Annotated in this window: 12 protein-coding genes; 11 read left to right on the top strand and 1 reads right to left on the bottom strand. The window is 67.1% G+C overall.

The features are described from left to right. Positions 1–72 precede the first annotated feature (72 nt). Positions 73–1,485 carry an SIR2 family protein gene (locus ACPZVR_RS13300; protein ID WP_436700080.1) on the top strand — a complete coding sequence of 471 codons (1,413 nt, stop codon included), beginning with the start codon at positions 73–75 and terminating at the stop codon, positions 1,483–1,485. Positions 1,486–2,164: 679 nt separating this feature from the next. Here the strand turns inward: ACPZVR_RS13300 and ACPZVR_RS13295 are convergent. Then, a complete protein-coding gene (locus ACPZVR_RS13295; protein WP_436700079.1) occupies positions 2,165–3,118 on the bottom strand; it encodes an acyl-ACP desaturase in 954 nt (317 codons plus the stop codon). A 160-nt stretch (positions 3,119–3,278) separates the two neighbouring features. On the opposite strand from ACPZVR_RS13295, the gene ACPZVR_RS13290 reads away from it, so the two are divergent. The 10 genes from ACPZVR_RS13290 (at position 3,279) to ACPZVR_RS13245 (ending at position 13,574) form a co-directional block, all read left to right on the top strand. Further along, on the top strand, positions 3,279–4,019 hold the full coding sequence (locus tag ACPZVR_RS13290; protein ID WP_436700078.1) for a FadR/GntR family transcriptional regulator: 741 nt from the start codon (positions 3,279–3,281) through the stop codon (positions 4,017–4,019). A gap of 79 nt (positions 4,020–4,098) precedes the next feature. After that, positions 4,099–5,673 carry an ABC transporter substrate-binding protein gene (locus tag ACPZVR_RS13285; protein ID WP_436700077.1) on the top strand — a complete coding sequence of 525 codons (1,575 nt, stop codon included), beginning with the start codon at positions 4,099–4,101 and terminating at the stop codon, positions 5,671–5,673. Next, positions 5,670–6,707, top strand: a complete 1,038-nt coding sequence (locus ACPZVR_RS13280; protein ID WP_436700076.1) for an ABC transporter permease — start codon at positions 5,670–5,672, stop codon at positions 6,705–6,707. The genes ACPZVR_RS13285 and ACPZVR_RS13280 overlap by 4 nt, the downstream gene beginning before the upstream one ends. Then, complete coding sequence (locus ACPZVR_RS13275; RefSeq protein ID WP_436700075.1) at positions 6,704–8,608, top strand: dipeptide/oligopeptide/nickel ABC transporter permease/ATP-binding protein; 1,905 nt, start codon at positions 6,704–6,706, stop codon at positions 8,606–8,608. Before ACPZVR_RS13280 ends, ACPZVR_RS13275 begins: the two co-directional genes overlap by 4 nt. Continuing rightward, entirely contained in the window at positions 8,605–9,510 is a 906-nt protein-coding gene (locus ACPZVR_RS13270; protein WP_436700074.1) for an ATP-binding cassette domain-containing protein, read from the top strand. The genes ACPZVR_RS13275 and ACPZVR_RS13270 overlap by 4 nt, the downstream gene beginning before the upstream one ends. A gap of 48 nt (positions 9,511–9,558) precedes the next feature. Beyond that, the gene (locus ACPZVR_RS13265) at positions 9,559–10,095 is read left to right on the top strand and encodes a MaoC family dehydratase (protein ID WP_436700073.1); all 537 of its coding nucleotides are present in this window, start codon (positions 9,559–9,561) and stop codon (positions 10,093–10,095) included. Further along, complete coding sequence (locus ACPZVR_RS13260) at positions 10,092–11,333, top strand: CaiB/BaiF CoA transferase family protein (RefSeq protein WP_436700072.1); 1,242 nt, start codon at positions 10,092–10,094, stop codon at positions 11,331–11,333. The genes ACPZVR_RS13265 and ACPZVR_RS13260 overlap by 4 nt, the downstream gene beginning before the upstream one ends. After that, entirely contained in the window at positions 11,330–12,148 is an 819-nt protein-coding gene (locus tag ACPZVR_RS13255) for an HpcH/HpaI aldolase/citrate lyase family protein (protein WP_436700071.1), read from the top strand. Before ACPZVR_RS13260 ends, ACPZVR_RS13255 begins: the two co-directional genes overlap by 4 nt. Positions 12,149–12,204: 56 nt before the next feature. Next, positions 12,205–12,864 carry a cysteine hydrolase family protein gene (locus tag ACPZVR_RS13250; RefSeq protein WP_436700070.1) on the top strand — a complete coding sequence of 220 codons (660 nt, stop codon included), beginning with the start codon at positions 12,205–12,207 and terminating at the stop codon, positions 12,862–12,864. A gap of 170 nt (positions 12,865–13,034) precedes the next feature. Next, the gene (locus tag ACPZVR_RS13245) at positions 13,035–13,574 is read left to right on the top strand and encodes a YaeQ family protein (protein WP_436700069.1); all 540 of its coding nucleotides are present in this window, start codon (positions 13,035–13,037) and stop codon (positions 13,572–13,574) included. Positions 13,575–13,692 lie beyond the last annotated feature (118 nt).

Raw genomic sequence — 13,692 nt, 5'->3', positions numbered from 1 at the left:
CGGGGATCCTCGGCGCCCCGCGCTGCCAGGATTCCGCGTACCTGTGAGCACGTGTGGAAGGGCATGGCGACCATGGAACCGACCGACTTCATCAGTGAGTTCGCTCGACGCCTGCGAGCCGGCGACGCGGCGGTCGTGTGCGGCGCCGGCATCTCGGTTCCCAGCAGCCTTCCCAACTGGAACGAGCTTCTCGCCGACGCCCGCGCCGAACTCGACCTCGACGACTCCTTCTCCGATTTGGCGCTGCTGGCGACGTACTACGTCTCGCAGATCGACGGAGGCCGGGCTCGGCTGACGAAGGCCATTCGATCGGCTCTGACCGCTCAGGAGTTCGACCCCAACCCGATCCATCACCTGCTGTGGGATCTCCCTGTTTCCTATCTCTGGTCCCTCAACTTCGACAACCTGCTCGAACTGGCCCATCAACGCGACAAGGGACATCTGCCTCGCATCATCCAGGACGACTCGGAAATGACGGGCTCGTTGTCACGCGGCGGGTGCACCTTGGTCAAGATGCACGGTGGCATCGATGACATCGAGGCCACCCCAGGTCGTCGGCTGGTCATCACGCGCGATGACTTCGACGCCTACGTCAAGACCTTTCCGCGAACGTGGGCTCGGCTGATCGCCGACTTCTACACGAAGTCGATCCTCTTCATCGGGATCAGCTTCGCCGACCCCAACATGCAGACACTCCTGCGGCTCGTGCGGACGAGCGAGTCGCGCAACATGCAGCGTCATTTCACGATCGTCGAGAAGGCCGGCGACGATCTCGACCGCTCGACCGCGGCGCTCTACGCTCTGCAGACGGCCGACCTCCGGCAAGGTGGTGTCGAGGCTGTGGAGGTCGACTCGTTCAACGACATCCCGGACCTTCTGCGCCGGCTCGAGGTGGCGTCGCGTCCGCCGGCGGTGATGCTCTGCGGATCCCTCGCCGCGGCAGGGCCGGCGGTGAATCACTTCATGAATGCGCTCGGAACCAAGCTGGCCACGGTCCACGATCAGGTCAGCCTGGTCCATGGTGGAAGTGAGACGATCGGAGTCGTGGCTCATCGCTTCGCGGAGCATCTCGAACGATCCGGCCGGTACGGCGACTCCCGGTTGGTGCAGGTGCGCCGCAGCGAGCCCGGCATCGGAACCGAGACTGTCACCGAGCGCCGCCTCGGAACCATCGTGTTCCCCGGCACACGGTCGGCCGACGTCCGCGTCGACCTCTGCTCCCGTGCCAGCATCTGCGTCGTGATCGGTGGAGGTGAGCACACGCGCTTGGAGGTCGAAGAATGCCGGAACCAGGGGGTGCGTGTCATCCCGGTGCCGGTCGGAGAGAATGGCGGAGGAGCAGCGCCGTACAGCCACGAGCTGTGGAACGAGATGAGCGAGACGACGGACGGACAGTGGTTGCGCTCGTTGAGCATGAACGACCCGATCGTGCTGGCGGAACTGGTGGCCCAGGAGGTCAGCGCACACCTACGGGGGCATCACTGAGATGAGAGTGCCGCTGGTCACCCTGGGCCCCCACATCGGCGAGGTCCGCGACGTGGCGCGGGGAGTGAGGCTGGCCGCGCGGCCGTACGTCGAGCGGTGGGGTACGGACTATCTGGAGCCGGAGGAGGCTCTGCGCAGGGCTTGCGCCTTGCTTCACCCTCCCGAACGTGCGGATGTGATCACCTGGGTGCCGGGTCATGACGGGACGCCCGGTCCCGGCTATGCGCTCGCCGCGGCGCTTGCGGACCGTTGGGAGCTGCCCTTGCGCGAATGCCTGGTGCGCCGCCACGAGATCCCTTCGGCGCACTCCTCCACTACGCGACCCAGTCTCGACCGGGTGCGTGCCAGTCTCGCGGTGGCGTGTGAGCGACCGGGCCGCGTCATCGTCGCCGATAACGTCATCGCCTCCGGGGCCAACATGATCGGCGCTCTGCGGACGCTGACTGCGGCCGGCTGGCCGGATCTGATTGCGCTGAGCGTCTCGGTCGACCCCGCCGCTGGTAGCGGTGTTCATCTGCTGCCACGCGGTGGACGGGGTGTCGTCGGACGTGGCGCACGGTGTTGCCGGTCGCCCCTGCCATCAGCGCTCATGAGTAGGGAGTGCTCCACTGTTGAGGCTCGCTGGGTGGGCCGCTGATTTCAGCTCCTCGCGGCGGCGGCGCTCAGACGGGCTGTCAGCTCAGGTGACGATGTCGAGGGTGTCGTCGCTGTCGGCGCGGGCGGCGGCGCGGGCGCGGTGCTCGGCCCGCCGCTCCACGAAGCGGGCGGCCTGGCTGTCCAGGCCCTCGAGGAAGGCGGCGAGCTCGTCGCGGGCCCGCTCGCCGACGGCACCGAGGTTGGTGCGCTCGAAGACGCCCCAGTGCCGCAGGATCGGCATGATGACGTCGTCGTGGTGCAGCCGCAGGTCGTAGATGCCGGCCTTGGCGATGATCATCGAGTTGCGCCGGAAGCCCGCCATCGTGGCCCCCGGCATCTCGAACCCGATGACCTCGTCGGCGATCGCACGCATGGTCTCGTCGGGCGCGATCTCCAGCGCCGCAGCCACGATGTTGCGGTAGAACACCATGTGCAGGTTCTCGTCCTTGGCGATCCGGGCGAGCATCCGGTCGGCGATCGGGTCGTTGGTGACCTTGCCGGTGTTGCGGTGCGAGACGCGGGTGGCGAGCTCCTGGAAGGACACGTACGTCACCGCCTCCAGCGGCGTCTTGTCGCCCGAGTCGTAGCCGGACGTCATGTAGTCCATCCGCGCGCGCTCCAGCTCCACCGGATCCACGCCCCGGGTCACCACCAGGTAGTCGCGCATCGCGATGCCATGTCGGTTCTCCTCGGCCGTCCACCGCCCCACCCAGGTACCCCACGCGCCGTCGCGGCCGAACCGCGTCGCGATCTCGCGGTGGTACGACGGCAGGTTGTCCTCGGTCAGCAGGTTGGTGAACATCGCCGCCTTGGCGGTCTCCGAGAGCCGGGACTGTTCAGGAGCCCAGTCCTCCCCGCCCAGGAACGCGAAGTCGCGTCCCTCGCTCCAGGGGATGTAGTCGTGCGGGTGCCACTCCTGGGCCAGGCCGAGGTGGCGGTCGAGGTTCGCCGCCACCACCGGCTCCAGTTCCTCCAGCAGGTGCTTCGCAGTACTCACGGGCCCTCCCTCGCTCGGATGTCGGTGAGCGTACGCCTCGCCCGGAAGGCCGGGCATTCCGCTCGGCTCCGCGGTCGCCAGGACGAGGTGCTCTATCCTCGGAGCAAAGTCGGCGCGGCACCCGCGGCGAGGAGTAGGCAATGTGGCGAAGGAGAGACGAATGGCAGGTTCCCCCGGACAGGTCGGCTCGGGCGACGGTACGGCCTACGGACGTCTTGCGGAGTTCCTGCGCCAACAGATCGTGGCGGGGGTGTTGAAGCCGAACGACCGGCTGCCTGCTGAGCCCGAGCTCTCCGATGCCTACCAGGTCAGCCGGAACACGGCCCGAGAGGCCCTTCGGGTGTTGGCGAGCCAAGGGTTCGTGACCTCCAAGCGCGGCACGTCCGGGGGGACGTTCGTGGCGCATCCATCGACCGATCAGCTGGGAGCTCAACTCGGTGTCGGCTTGGGTCTTCTCGCTGAGTCGGAGGCGATTCCGTTGGAGAAGCTCATCGAAACGCGCGAGATGTTGGAGGTTCCTGCCGCGGAGATCGCCGCGATGAGACGAACCGACGAGGAGCTTGCCGAACTGCGGCGGTGCGTCGACGACACCGGCCGGGTGGCCCCTGATGGCACCTACGAACACAACCGGGCCTTTCACGGTGTGTTGCTGCGCGCGACCCACAATCCGGTCATCGAGGTCATCGCGGAGCCGGTCTTCGAAGTCCTCCACCGCCGCATGAATCGAAACTCCATGTCCCCCGAGACGCACCAGCGGGTCAATGACGAACACCGTGAGATCGCCCAGGCCATCGAGGCGCGCGACCCCCTGGCGGCACGCGAGGCCACCCGGGCGCACCTCCGCAGCCTCCGACGGTTGTACAGCACGATCGACAAGCGTGTGCCGCACGATCCGAAGTGACCGTTGACACATCAAACCTCCGAGGTTAGATTCACCCTCGGCTGGCGCCACCCGTAGGCGCCGACACCGAGGAGGCCCGATGAACGTACGGATCGATCACCGTCGGAGGCGTGGGAACGCGCGCCGGACACAGCGTCGGTTCCGCCATCTCAGTGCTGTCGTCCTGAGCCTCGTACTGTGCGGCACCGCCGTGGCCTGCGGCTCGGCCGACGACGCCGGCCACAGCGACAAGGTCCTGACGATCGGTCTTCCGAGTGGGCCGGTCAGCCTCGACCCGTCGAAGGACAGCGTGACCTTCGGCAACATCCGGCCGCTGACCAACGAGTTCCTGCTCCACCAGGCCGCCGACGGGTCGATCCAGCCGGGCCTGGCCTCGTCGTGGCGGTATGTGGACGAGACCTACAAGGTGTTCGAGCTCACCCTGCGTGAGGGCGCGACGTTCTCGGACGGGTCACCGGTCGACGCCGAGGCGGTGAGCACGTGGTTGGAGTACTTCTCGAAGGGTGCTGGAGCGTTCACCGCGTTGATGGGAACCGTCGAGGCCGTCGAGGCCGTCGATGCCCTCACGGTGCGGCTCACGCTGGCCGAGTCCAACCCTCTCATCCCCTATCTGCTGTCGGAGAGCGCCAACTGGGGAGCCGTCTCCTCGCCGAAGGCCGTCGCCACTCCCGATGTTCTGCAGACCGAAACCGTCGGGGCAGGCCCCTACATGCTCGATCCTGACCAGTCGATCAGCGACAAGAAGTACGTCCTGGTGCCGAATCCGCACTACGACAAGCCGGATGCCGTGAAGTGGGACCGGGTCGTCGTCGACATCATCCCGGATGCGAACGCTCGGCTCCAGGCACAGAGCACCGGCCAGATCGACGTCGCCTGGGGAGACCTCACGACGGTGGCCGCGGCGGAGAAGAGCGGGCTCGAGGTCGTGGGCCGGCCTACCGGAACCGGCGGCCTCATCTTCGCCGATCGCGCCGGCGACGGACCCGTAGGAGATGTCCGGGTCCGTCAGGCCTTGAACTATGCGATCGACAGGGAAGCCATCACCGAGGGACTGGTCGGCGAGAACGGTGAGCCCACGTCGCAGTTGTTCGCCACCGACGTCGAATCCGTACTGCGCGACCACTACGACTATGACGTCGAGCGCGCGAAGAGTCTCCTCGCCGAGGCGGGGTACGGAGATGGCTTCACCGTCGACGTCCTGACGTACGGCGGATACGGGGTGAGCGGCACCCCGCTCGCCCAAGCCATCGCGTCGTACTGGTCGAAGGTGGGCATCGATGCCAAGATCACGACCGCGCCCACAGCGGCCGAGTATGCGGAGAAGCGGTCGAGCAAGCGGTATCCGATCGTCTTCTACTCGGTGCCCACCGGTCCGATGGGCGCTGCGTACAGGATGGCGCTCGCGCCCGCTGGCGGGCTCAACCCGTTCGGGGCCGCCGACGCCACGATGACCGCGATCTTCGAGCGCGCCTCCCGCACCAACGATGCCCAGGCGTGGAGTGAGCTGAGTCAGCGCACGGTCACCGAAGCCGTCTTCGTGCCGGTCTTCAATGCGCTGAGGGTCTTCTACTACGTCTCCGACCGGGTCGCGGGTGTGGAGTTGACCGAGGGGCGGCCGGAGTACAGCTGGGCCACCGAGTGGTCGCTGAGGTGAGCACCGCAACCGACACGAAACGCGGTGCGGCGCAGGTCCCCGATGCCGCCGATCGGCGCCCCGGACGGTCCGGCCGGCGCATCGTGGGGAGTCCGATCGGCATCATCGTCACGCGGCTGCTGGGCGCGGTCCCGCTCCTCTTGGCGGTCACCGCATTGACCTTCGTGCTCATCGCGCTCGCTCCGGGCGACGTCGCCCAAGCGATTCTGGGACCCGATGCGACGCCAGCGGACTACGACCGGCTGCGAGAGCAGCTGGGGCTCAATCTCCCCCTCCACGAGCAGTACTGGGGTTGGCTGACCGGAGTTCTGCACGGCGATGTCGGGACGTCTCTCTACAACGGGGAATCCGTGTCGCACGCCATCGCTCAACGGCTCCCCGTGACGCTCTCGTTGATGTTCGGGGCGCTGATCGTCAGCCTGGTCGTCGGTGTGGCTCTGGGGATGGCGAGTGCGGTGCGCCGGGGCGCCTTCGGTCGAGCGATCGACATCTTCGCTCTGATCGGGTTCGCCGTTCCATCCTTTTGGTTGGGTGCGCAGCTGATCGTCCTCTTCGCGGTTCAGCTCGGGTGGTTTCCCGCGACGGGCTACGTGCCACTGGGCGTCGACTCGGGCGAGTGGGCGAGATCCCTGGCTCTGCCCGTAGCGGCCCTCGCCTTCGGTGGCATCGCCGCGATCGCCAAGCAATCGAGAGACGCGTTCCTCGACGCGTTGGCCCAGCCGTTCGTCAGTGTTGCGCTTGCCAACGGCGTGAGTATCGGCTCGATCCTGTTCCGGCACGTGCTCAAGGTGGCCTCGCTGCGCATCACCACGATCCTCGGTCTTCAGGCGCTGACCCTCCTCGGTGGGACGGTGGTCGTGGAGAACGTCTTCTCCTTGCCCGGACTGGGGACGTTGGCCTCCAACGCGACCAGCCGCGGCGACGTGCCCGTGATCCAAGGGATCGTCCTCTACTACGCGTTCATGGTGGTAGCGGTGAACCTCCTGGTGGACATCGTCTATGCCTGGCTCAACCCACGGGTGAGGGCAGCATGAGCCGTAATCTGAAGCGTCGATCCACGCTCATCACGGCATTGCGACGGCCGGCGGGTGCGCTGTGTCTGGCCTACATCCTCGTGCTGACGGTCATCGCGATCCTCGCACCGATCCTTCTTCCCGATGTGGCCACGCAGCAGGCCGGTGACCTTCGTAGCACCAACGCACCGCCCGGCTCCAGCCATCTGCTCGGAACCGACACCCTCGGACGGGACGTGCTGGACAGGCTGCTGGTCGGCACCCGCGTCACCTTGGTGGGCCTGGTCATCGCCGTCTCCTGCGCCTTGGCGATCGGCGTTCCGTTGGGCCTCCTGGCCGGCTACGCCAGAGGGTTCGTGGATCGTGTGGTCGGCTGGATCGCCGACCTCGCGTTCGCCATGCCCACGATCATCATTATCTTCGTCGTCCTGACGATCTTCCCGCACAACATGGTCGCCGCCATGGTCACCCTGGGTCTCCTGCTCTCGCCGACCCTCATCCGCGTGGTCCGCTCGGCAACGCTGGTCGTACGCGAAGAGCTGTACATCGACGCGGCCAAGGCCGCCGGCCTCTCGGCGCCCTACATCCTGAGCCGGCATGTCCTTCCGAGGATCCTGGGTCCGATCGTCGTCCAGGCTTCTCTCGTGTGCGGCGTCGCACTCATCGTGCAGACCGCGTTGGCCTTCCTCGAGCTGGTGGTTCCCAACCCGCAGCCCAGCTGGGGCGGCATGATCGCGGATGGGATCCGGGTCCTGCAGACCAACGCGTGGCTCGTGATCCCGCCGGGCCTGACGGTGACGGTCACGATCCTCGTCTTCGGCCTGCTGGGCGACGTGATCAGGGATACGTCGTCCGCGGCGTGGTCACCGCCGCCGCAGCTGATGCCCGAACAGCGTGGAGATCTCGGGTCGCCTGCCCGGAGCACCGAGGAGACTGACGACTCCGCTCTGCTGTCGGTGCGGTCGCTGGCAGTGACGCTGCCGCGCGACGGCGTACCGGTCCAAGTGCTGCACGACGTGTCGTTCTCCCTCGACGAGGGCGAGGTGGTCGCCCTCGTCGGCGAGTCCGGTTGCGGCAAGACCCTCACGGCACGGTCCATCGTGGGGTTGCTCCCGTCGGGCGGAGAGCTGACTCGCGGCGCAGTCGTCTACCGTGGTCGCGACCTGGCGACATTGCCGCGCAAGCAGCGCCATGCGCTTCGCGGCAAGGCGATCGCCTGGGTCTCGCAGGAGCCCATGGTCAGCCTCACGCCCGTCTTCCGAGTCGGTTGGCAGATTGCCGAGGGAGTGCGGCGACACCAAGGGATCTCCCGTGCCGAAGCCTGGCGTCGGGCGATCGACCTGCTGGGTGAGGTCGGGTTGCCCGACCCCGCTGACGTCGCTCGCCGGTACCCGCACGAGCTGTCGGGCGGCATGGCGCAGCGCGTGTCCATCGCTCGCGCACTCGCGGGCGACCCGGACGTGCTCATCGCCGACGAGCCGACGACGGCTCTCGACGTCACGCTCCAGGCGGAGATCCTCGCGCTCCTGCGTCGCCTCCAGGAGCAACGCAAGATGGCGCTCCTGCTGGTGACCCATGACTGGGGGGTGGTGGCGGACATCGCTGACCGGGTCATCGTGATGTACGCCGGCGAGGTCGTCGAGAGGGCAGATGTCGACGACATCTTCGAGTCGCCGTGCCATCCGTACACGCGCGGATTGATCGCCTCGGACCCGCACCACGACCCGGACGCCGAACGTCTCCCCTTCATCGGTGGTGTGGTGCCCCGTCCCGAGGACTGGCCGACCGGTTGCCACTTCAGCGACCGGTGCGACTTCAGCATCGCGGCGTGCACCGACCGCACGGTTCCGCTCCTGCGCCTGACCGACCACCGCGAGGCGCGGTGCATTCGCACGGACATCGTCGAGGAGGCTTCGGCATGACAGACGCTCCTACCCTGCCCACCGTCGACCCCCTCCTCTCCGTCCGAGACCTCGAGGTCAACTACGGCCGTGGTCGCCAGGCGACCCCGGCGGTGCGCGGAGTGAGCTTCGACCTCCAGCCCGGTGAGACCCTTGGGCTCGTGGGGGAGTCGGGCTCCGGCAAGTCCACGATCGCGCGCGCGGTCCTCGGCTTGACGCCGGTGTCCGCAGGACGGGTGAGCTTCCTGGGGCGAGATCTGACGTCGGTGCCCGCCAGGAGGCGTGGCCTTCTGACCCGCGACCTCCAAGTCGTCTTCCAGGATCCCTACAGCTCACTGAACCCCACGAGAACCATCGGGCAGTCGCTGGCGGAGATGCTGCGCGCGGGCGGCGACAGGGCGGGGACGGCCACGAGCCGGGAGCGCATCGCGGAGATGCTCGAGCGTGTCGGTCTGCCGGCCGATGCGGCGCAGCGGTATCCAGCGGCATTCAGCGGGGGGCAGCGCCAGCGCATCGCGATCGCGCGCGCGCTGATGACCCAGCCCCGGCTCGTCGTCTGTGATGAAGCGGTGAGCGCTCTCGACGTCTCGGTCCAGGCGCAGGTACTCAACCTGTTGCGTGACCTGCAGCGCGACTTCAACATGGCGTATCTCTTCATCGCTCACGACCTGCCCGTGGTGCGGAACGTGTCGCACCGGATCGCAGTCATCCACCGGGGAAGGTTCGTCGAACAGGGCCCGGCGCGGGAGGTGTACGAGCGACCCCGTGACCCGTACACCCAGAAGCTCCTCAGCTCGGCACCCATCCCCAATGCGCGGCTCCAACGGGCGCGCCGCGCAACTTCTCCAGCCGCGCGAACGAGTTCGATGCTCGAACCCGCGGCAGCCAACGGTGTCGCGTCATCCGCTGCGACCACCGACTAGTGACCACGAGCACCACCGAGACATGCTCATAGGAAAGGACAGTGGACCGTGCAGACAAAGGCTGGCTGGCAGGGACGATTCTTCGAGGACTTCGAGGTCGGGGACCACTATCGCCACCCCCTCGGCCGCACCATCACACAGACCGACAACACCTGGTTCACCCTGTTGACCCAGAACACCGCGGAGATGCACTTCAACCAGGTGGTGGGGGAGGCATCCGACTTCGGTCGATCCCTGGTCAACTCCACGCTGACGCTGGCGGTGGTGGCAGGTCAGAGCGTGATCGACACCTCCTATCAGGCGATCGCCAACCTGGGGTGGGACGGCATCAAGCTGAAGAACCCGGTGTTCGCCGGCGACACGATCTGGTCGGAGTCGATCGTGCTGGACCTGCGCGAGTCGAGCAGCCGACCGCACGCCGGGATCGTCACGGTCCGTACCCGTGGGCTGAAGCAGACCGGCGAGGAGGTGCTGTCCTACGTTCGCACGTTCATGGTGAAGAAGCGCGCCGCCGCGACGGTCACCTCGTTCCCGGAGCCACTCGAGCCGTTCGCCTCGGAGCCTGCCGCTGGGGCCATCGCATGATGATGCCCTTGGCGGATGTTCGGATCCTCGCGGTCGAGCAGTACGGAGCGGGGCCGTTCGGGTCGCTGCAGCTGGCAGATCTCGGAGCTGACGTCATCAAGATCGAGAATCCGAACGACGGCGGAGACGTCGGCCGCTATGTACCACCCTTCGCCGAAGGCGAGGATTCACTCTTCTTCGAGTCCCTGAACCGAGGAAAGCGCAGCGTCAGCTTGGACATCAAGTCCGAGGCCGGGCGTGCGATCTTCGAGCGGTTGGTGGCCGACGCCGATGCCGTGTACTTCAACCTGCGTGGTGACGTTCCGAAGAAGCTGGGCATCACCTACGACCAGCTTGCCCACATCAACCCCGCGATCGTGTGCTGCTCGCTGAGTGGCTTCGGCATGTCCGGGCCACGTCGCGCCGAGCCGGGCTACGACTATGTCCTTCAGGGACTTGCCGGATGGATGTCGCTCACGGGCGAACCCGACGGACCGCCGACGAAATCAGGCCTCTCCCTGGTCGACCTGTCGGGTGGTCTGGTGGCGGCCCTCTCGCTCCTGGCGGCCGTGCATGCGGCCAGGAGGGACGGCCGAGGCATGGACTGCGACGTGAGCCTCTACGACACCTCGATGAGCATGCTCTCCTACCTAGCGACCTGGCACCTGTCAGCGGGGTACGACCCCCAGCGGATGGCTCGGTCGGCGCACCCCTCCCTGGTGCCTTTCCAACTCTTCCCCACCCGCGACGGTTGGATCGTTGCGGGATGTGCGAAGGAGAAGTTCTGGCAGCGCCTCGCTATCGCGATCGGCAGACCGGGGCTGGTGAATGATCCACGCTTCGAGTCGTTCGAGAAGCGGTTCGAGCACCGGGAGGCTCTGCAGGAGATCCTGGACGAGGCGTTGCGGGCCCAGACCACCGACCACTGGATTCGGACGCTCCGTGAGGCGGGCGTCCCGAGTGGTCCGGTCCACGACGTCCCACGGGCGCTGGACGATCCGCACACGCATGCTCGCGACCTCGTCATCTCGACAAGCCATCCCCGACTCGGCGACGTCCGCCACGTGCGCTCCGCCGTGCGTGCCGGATCTGCGGTGCAGGAGTATCAGCGCGCACCTCGGCGCGGGGAGCACGGCTCGGATGTGCTCCACGATCTCGGGATGAGCGAGAGTGACATCGCAGAGGCGGTGGCAGCGGGGGCTTTCGGCGACCCGGATCGGAGTCTGACGACTGCCTCGACAGGCAAGGCGGATCGGTGAGCGCGGTCACCGCCAGGTCGATGCTCTTCGTCCCGGGCGCCCGTCCCGACCGCTTCGAGAAGGCATCCGCCAGCGGGGCCGACGAGATCGTCCTCGATCTGGAGGACGGCGTCGCGGAGGAGGACAAGGAGACCGCCCGGCAACGGGTCGCCGACTGGAAAGCAGCCGGCGGGCGGGGAGTGGTGCGCATCAACCCGCCGGGAACCGATGCGTACGCAGACGACATCGCGGCTTTCGCGGAGGCGATCGGCGCCGGCATCATGTTGCCCAAGGCGACGGCGCGATCGACGGCTGTCGTCGCACGGTGCCTGCGGCCAGACAGCTTCTTGCTCCCCATCATCGAGTCGGCGCAAGGTGTATTCGAAGCGGTCGACATCTGCTCGACTCGTGGTGTGAAGCGCGCGGCCTTCGGGAACGGTGATCTCGCGGCGGATGTCGGCTTGAGCCACGACAACTGGCCCGGTCTCCAATGGGCACGCTCCACGCTCGTCTTCGCGTCCGCTGCTGCCGGTATCGCAGCCCCCATCGACGGAGTCGTCACGAAGGTCCAGGACGAGAGCCTGTTGGCTGAGGAGTGCCGCAGCGGCCGAGCCCTCGGCTTCGGCGGCAAGCTCAGCATTCATCCCACTCAGGTTCCCGCGATCAACACTCACTATTCTCCGACGGCAGCTGAGGTGGAGTGGGCTCGGCGCTTGCTCGCCCAGGCAACGGATGCCGGCGCGTCAGCCGTCGATGGCGAGATGGTCGACGAAGCGCTCCTGCGGCGTGCTCGTCATATCGCGACCTTGCAGGTGAGCTTGGAAGGCGGCGAATAGTGGATCCTCGACCTGGTGTCTCGGACGATGCGGGCTATCCGGTGAGATTTCCGGACGTGCAGTTCTCGCCGTCCGGGTCGGCCCTCGTCATCATTGACATGCAGAGGTACTTCCTCGATCCCCGTGGGCCGCTCGGCGTTCAATTTCGACACAGCTTCCCGACCCTGGCAGACGACTTCTATCACACGGTTCGGGAGTCCTTGATCCCCAATGTCCTGCAGGTCCTCGAGGCCTATCGTGCCGCTCGGCACCCCGTCGTGCATGTCACGACGGGTGCCCAAGGAGACGGCAGGAGAGAACTGCTTCCCCACATGCGCAGCAGGTTCGCGGACGAACGGGATCCGTCGCAGAGCGTCGATGGCGGACTGGTCTGCTCATCGGAGTGGCACGAGATCGTCCCGGAGTTGAGCCCGCAGCCCGGCGAGATCGTCCTCAACAAGGTCACTCGAAGCCCCTTCACCTCCACGGGAATCGACAGCGTCCTGCGCAACATGAGGGTCGAGCAGCTTCTCGTCGGCGGTGTGGCAAGCGACGCGTGCGTCCAGATCACAGCACTTGACGCCAGTGACCGCGGCTACGGGACGTTCGTCCTGGACGATGCCACTGCGGCCTTCGACGCGCGTGCGCACCGCTCCGCCATGGAGAGCTTCCAGCGTCTCTGGGGTGTGGTGCTGACGAGCCGGGAGGCGACTGCCGCACTGCGGCGCCCAGTCTGACGGGTTCCGGCCAGGCCCGCTTCCCGACCGCGCCCGAAGGCTGAAGGAGGCGTCACCCGCCACTCGCGGATCAATCCTTGGACGTGCCAGCGCGGGATCGGCACGCGGAACCGGCCTCCGAGGTCGATGACGGCTCGGGAGGCGGTAGTCCCCGGACTAGGCTGAGCCCCATGGCGGCCGGCGCGACGATGCACACGTTCGAGGTCGAGTTGGCCGACACGGATCGGGGCGTCTACGCGGAGTTCACGCTGCGCGCGGCGCGGCATCCGTCAGAGACCGAGGCGTACCTCGTAACGCGCGTGCTCGCCTACTGCCTCGAGCACGAAGAGGGCATCGTGTTCAGCGAGGGCATCTCGGCGACCGCCGACCCGGCGGTGCTCGTGCGCGACCTGAGTGGGAAGCTGCTCGCCTGGATCGAGGTCGGCGCGCCGGATGCCGGGCGCCTTCACACGGGCAGCAAGGCTGCCGAGCGCACGACGATCTACACGCACCGCGACCCGGCCAAGGTGCTCGCGCAGTGGACGGGGGCGAGGATCCACCGCGCCGCCGAGATCGTGCTGCACAGCTTCGATCCTGGGTTCATCGACTCCGTGGTGGACGCGATGGAGCGCCGCAACACGTTCACGCTCACCGTGACCGAGCGTCAGCTCTACCTAGAGCTGAACGGCGTGCACCTCTCATCGGCGGTGCACGACCACCCGATCGGTTAGCGGGGCGACGTCTCGTTTGCCGGTCCTGATGCGGGACTTCCGACGCGGGTCGATGATGCCCCCAATGACGAGCGGCATCATGGGGCGCACCCCGAGGCGGTATCCGCGTTCGTGACGC

The sequence above is a fragment of the Nocardioides segetis genome (assembly GCF_051390595.1).
GTDB lineage: Bacteria > Actinomycetota > Actinomycetes > Propionibacteriales > Nocardioidaceae > Nocardioides.
Note: the sequence above shows the minus strand (reverse complement) of the source record. Positions and strands in the feature narration are given on the sequence as shown.

Excerpts from the sequence above, each read along its gene's own strand:
- ACPZVR_RS13300 (WP_436700080.1), top strand. The coding sequence starts at position 73 with ATGGAACCGACCGACTTCATCAGTGAGTTCGCTCGACGCCTGCGAGCC.
- ACPZVR_RS13290 (WP_436700078.1), top strand. The coding sequence starts at position 3,279 with ATGGCAGGTTCCCCCGGACAGGTCGGCTCGGGCGACGGTACGGCCTAC.
- ACPZVR_RS13285 (WP_436700077.1), top strand. The coding sequence starts at position 4,099 with ATGAACGTACGGATCGATCACCGTCGGAGGCGTGGGAACGCGCGCCGG.
- ACPZVR_RS13275 (WP_436700075.1), top strand. The coding sequence starts at position 6,704 with ATGAGCCGTAATCTGAAGCGTCGATCCACGCTCATCACGGCATTGCGA.
- ACPZVR_RS13270 (WP_436700074.1), top strand. The coding sequence starts at position 8,605 with ATGACAGACGCTCCTACCCTGCCCACCGTCGACCCCCTCCTCTCCGTC.
- ACPZVR_RS13260 (WP_436700072.1), top strand. The coding sequence starts at position 10,092 with ATGATGATGCCCTTGGCGGATGTTCGGATCCTCGCGGTCGAGCAGTAC.
- ACPZVR_RS13245 (WP_436700069.1), top strand. The coding sequence starts at position 13,035 with ATGGCGGCCGGCGCGACGATGCACACGTTCGAGGTCGAGTTGGCCGAC.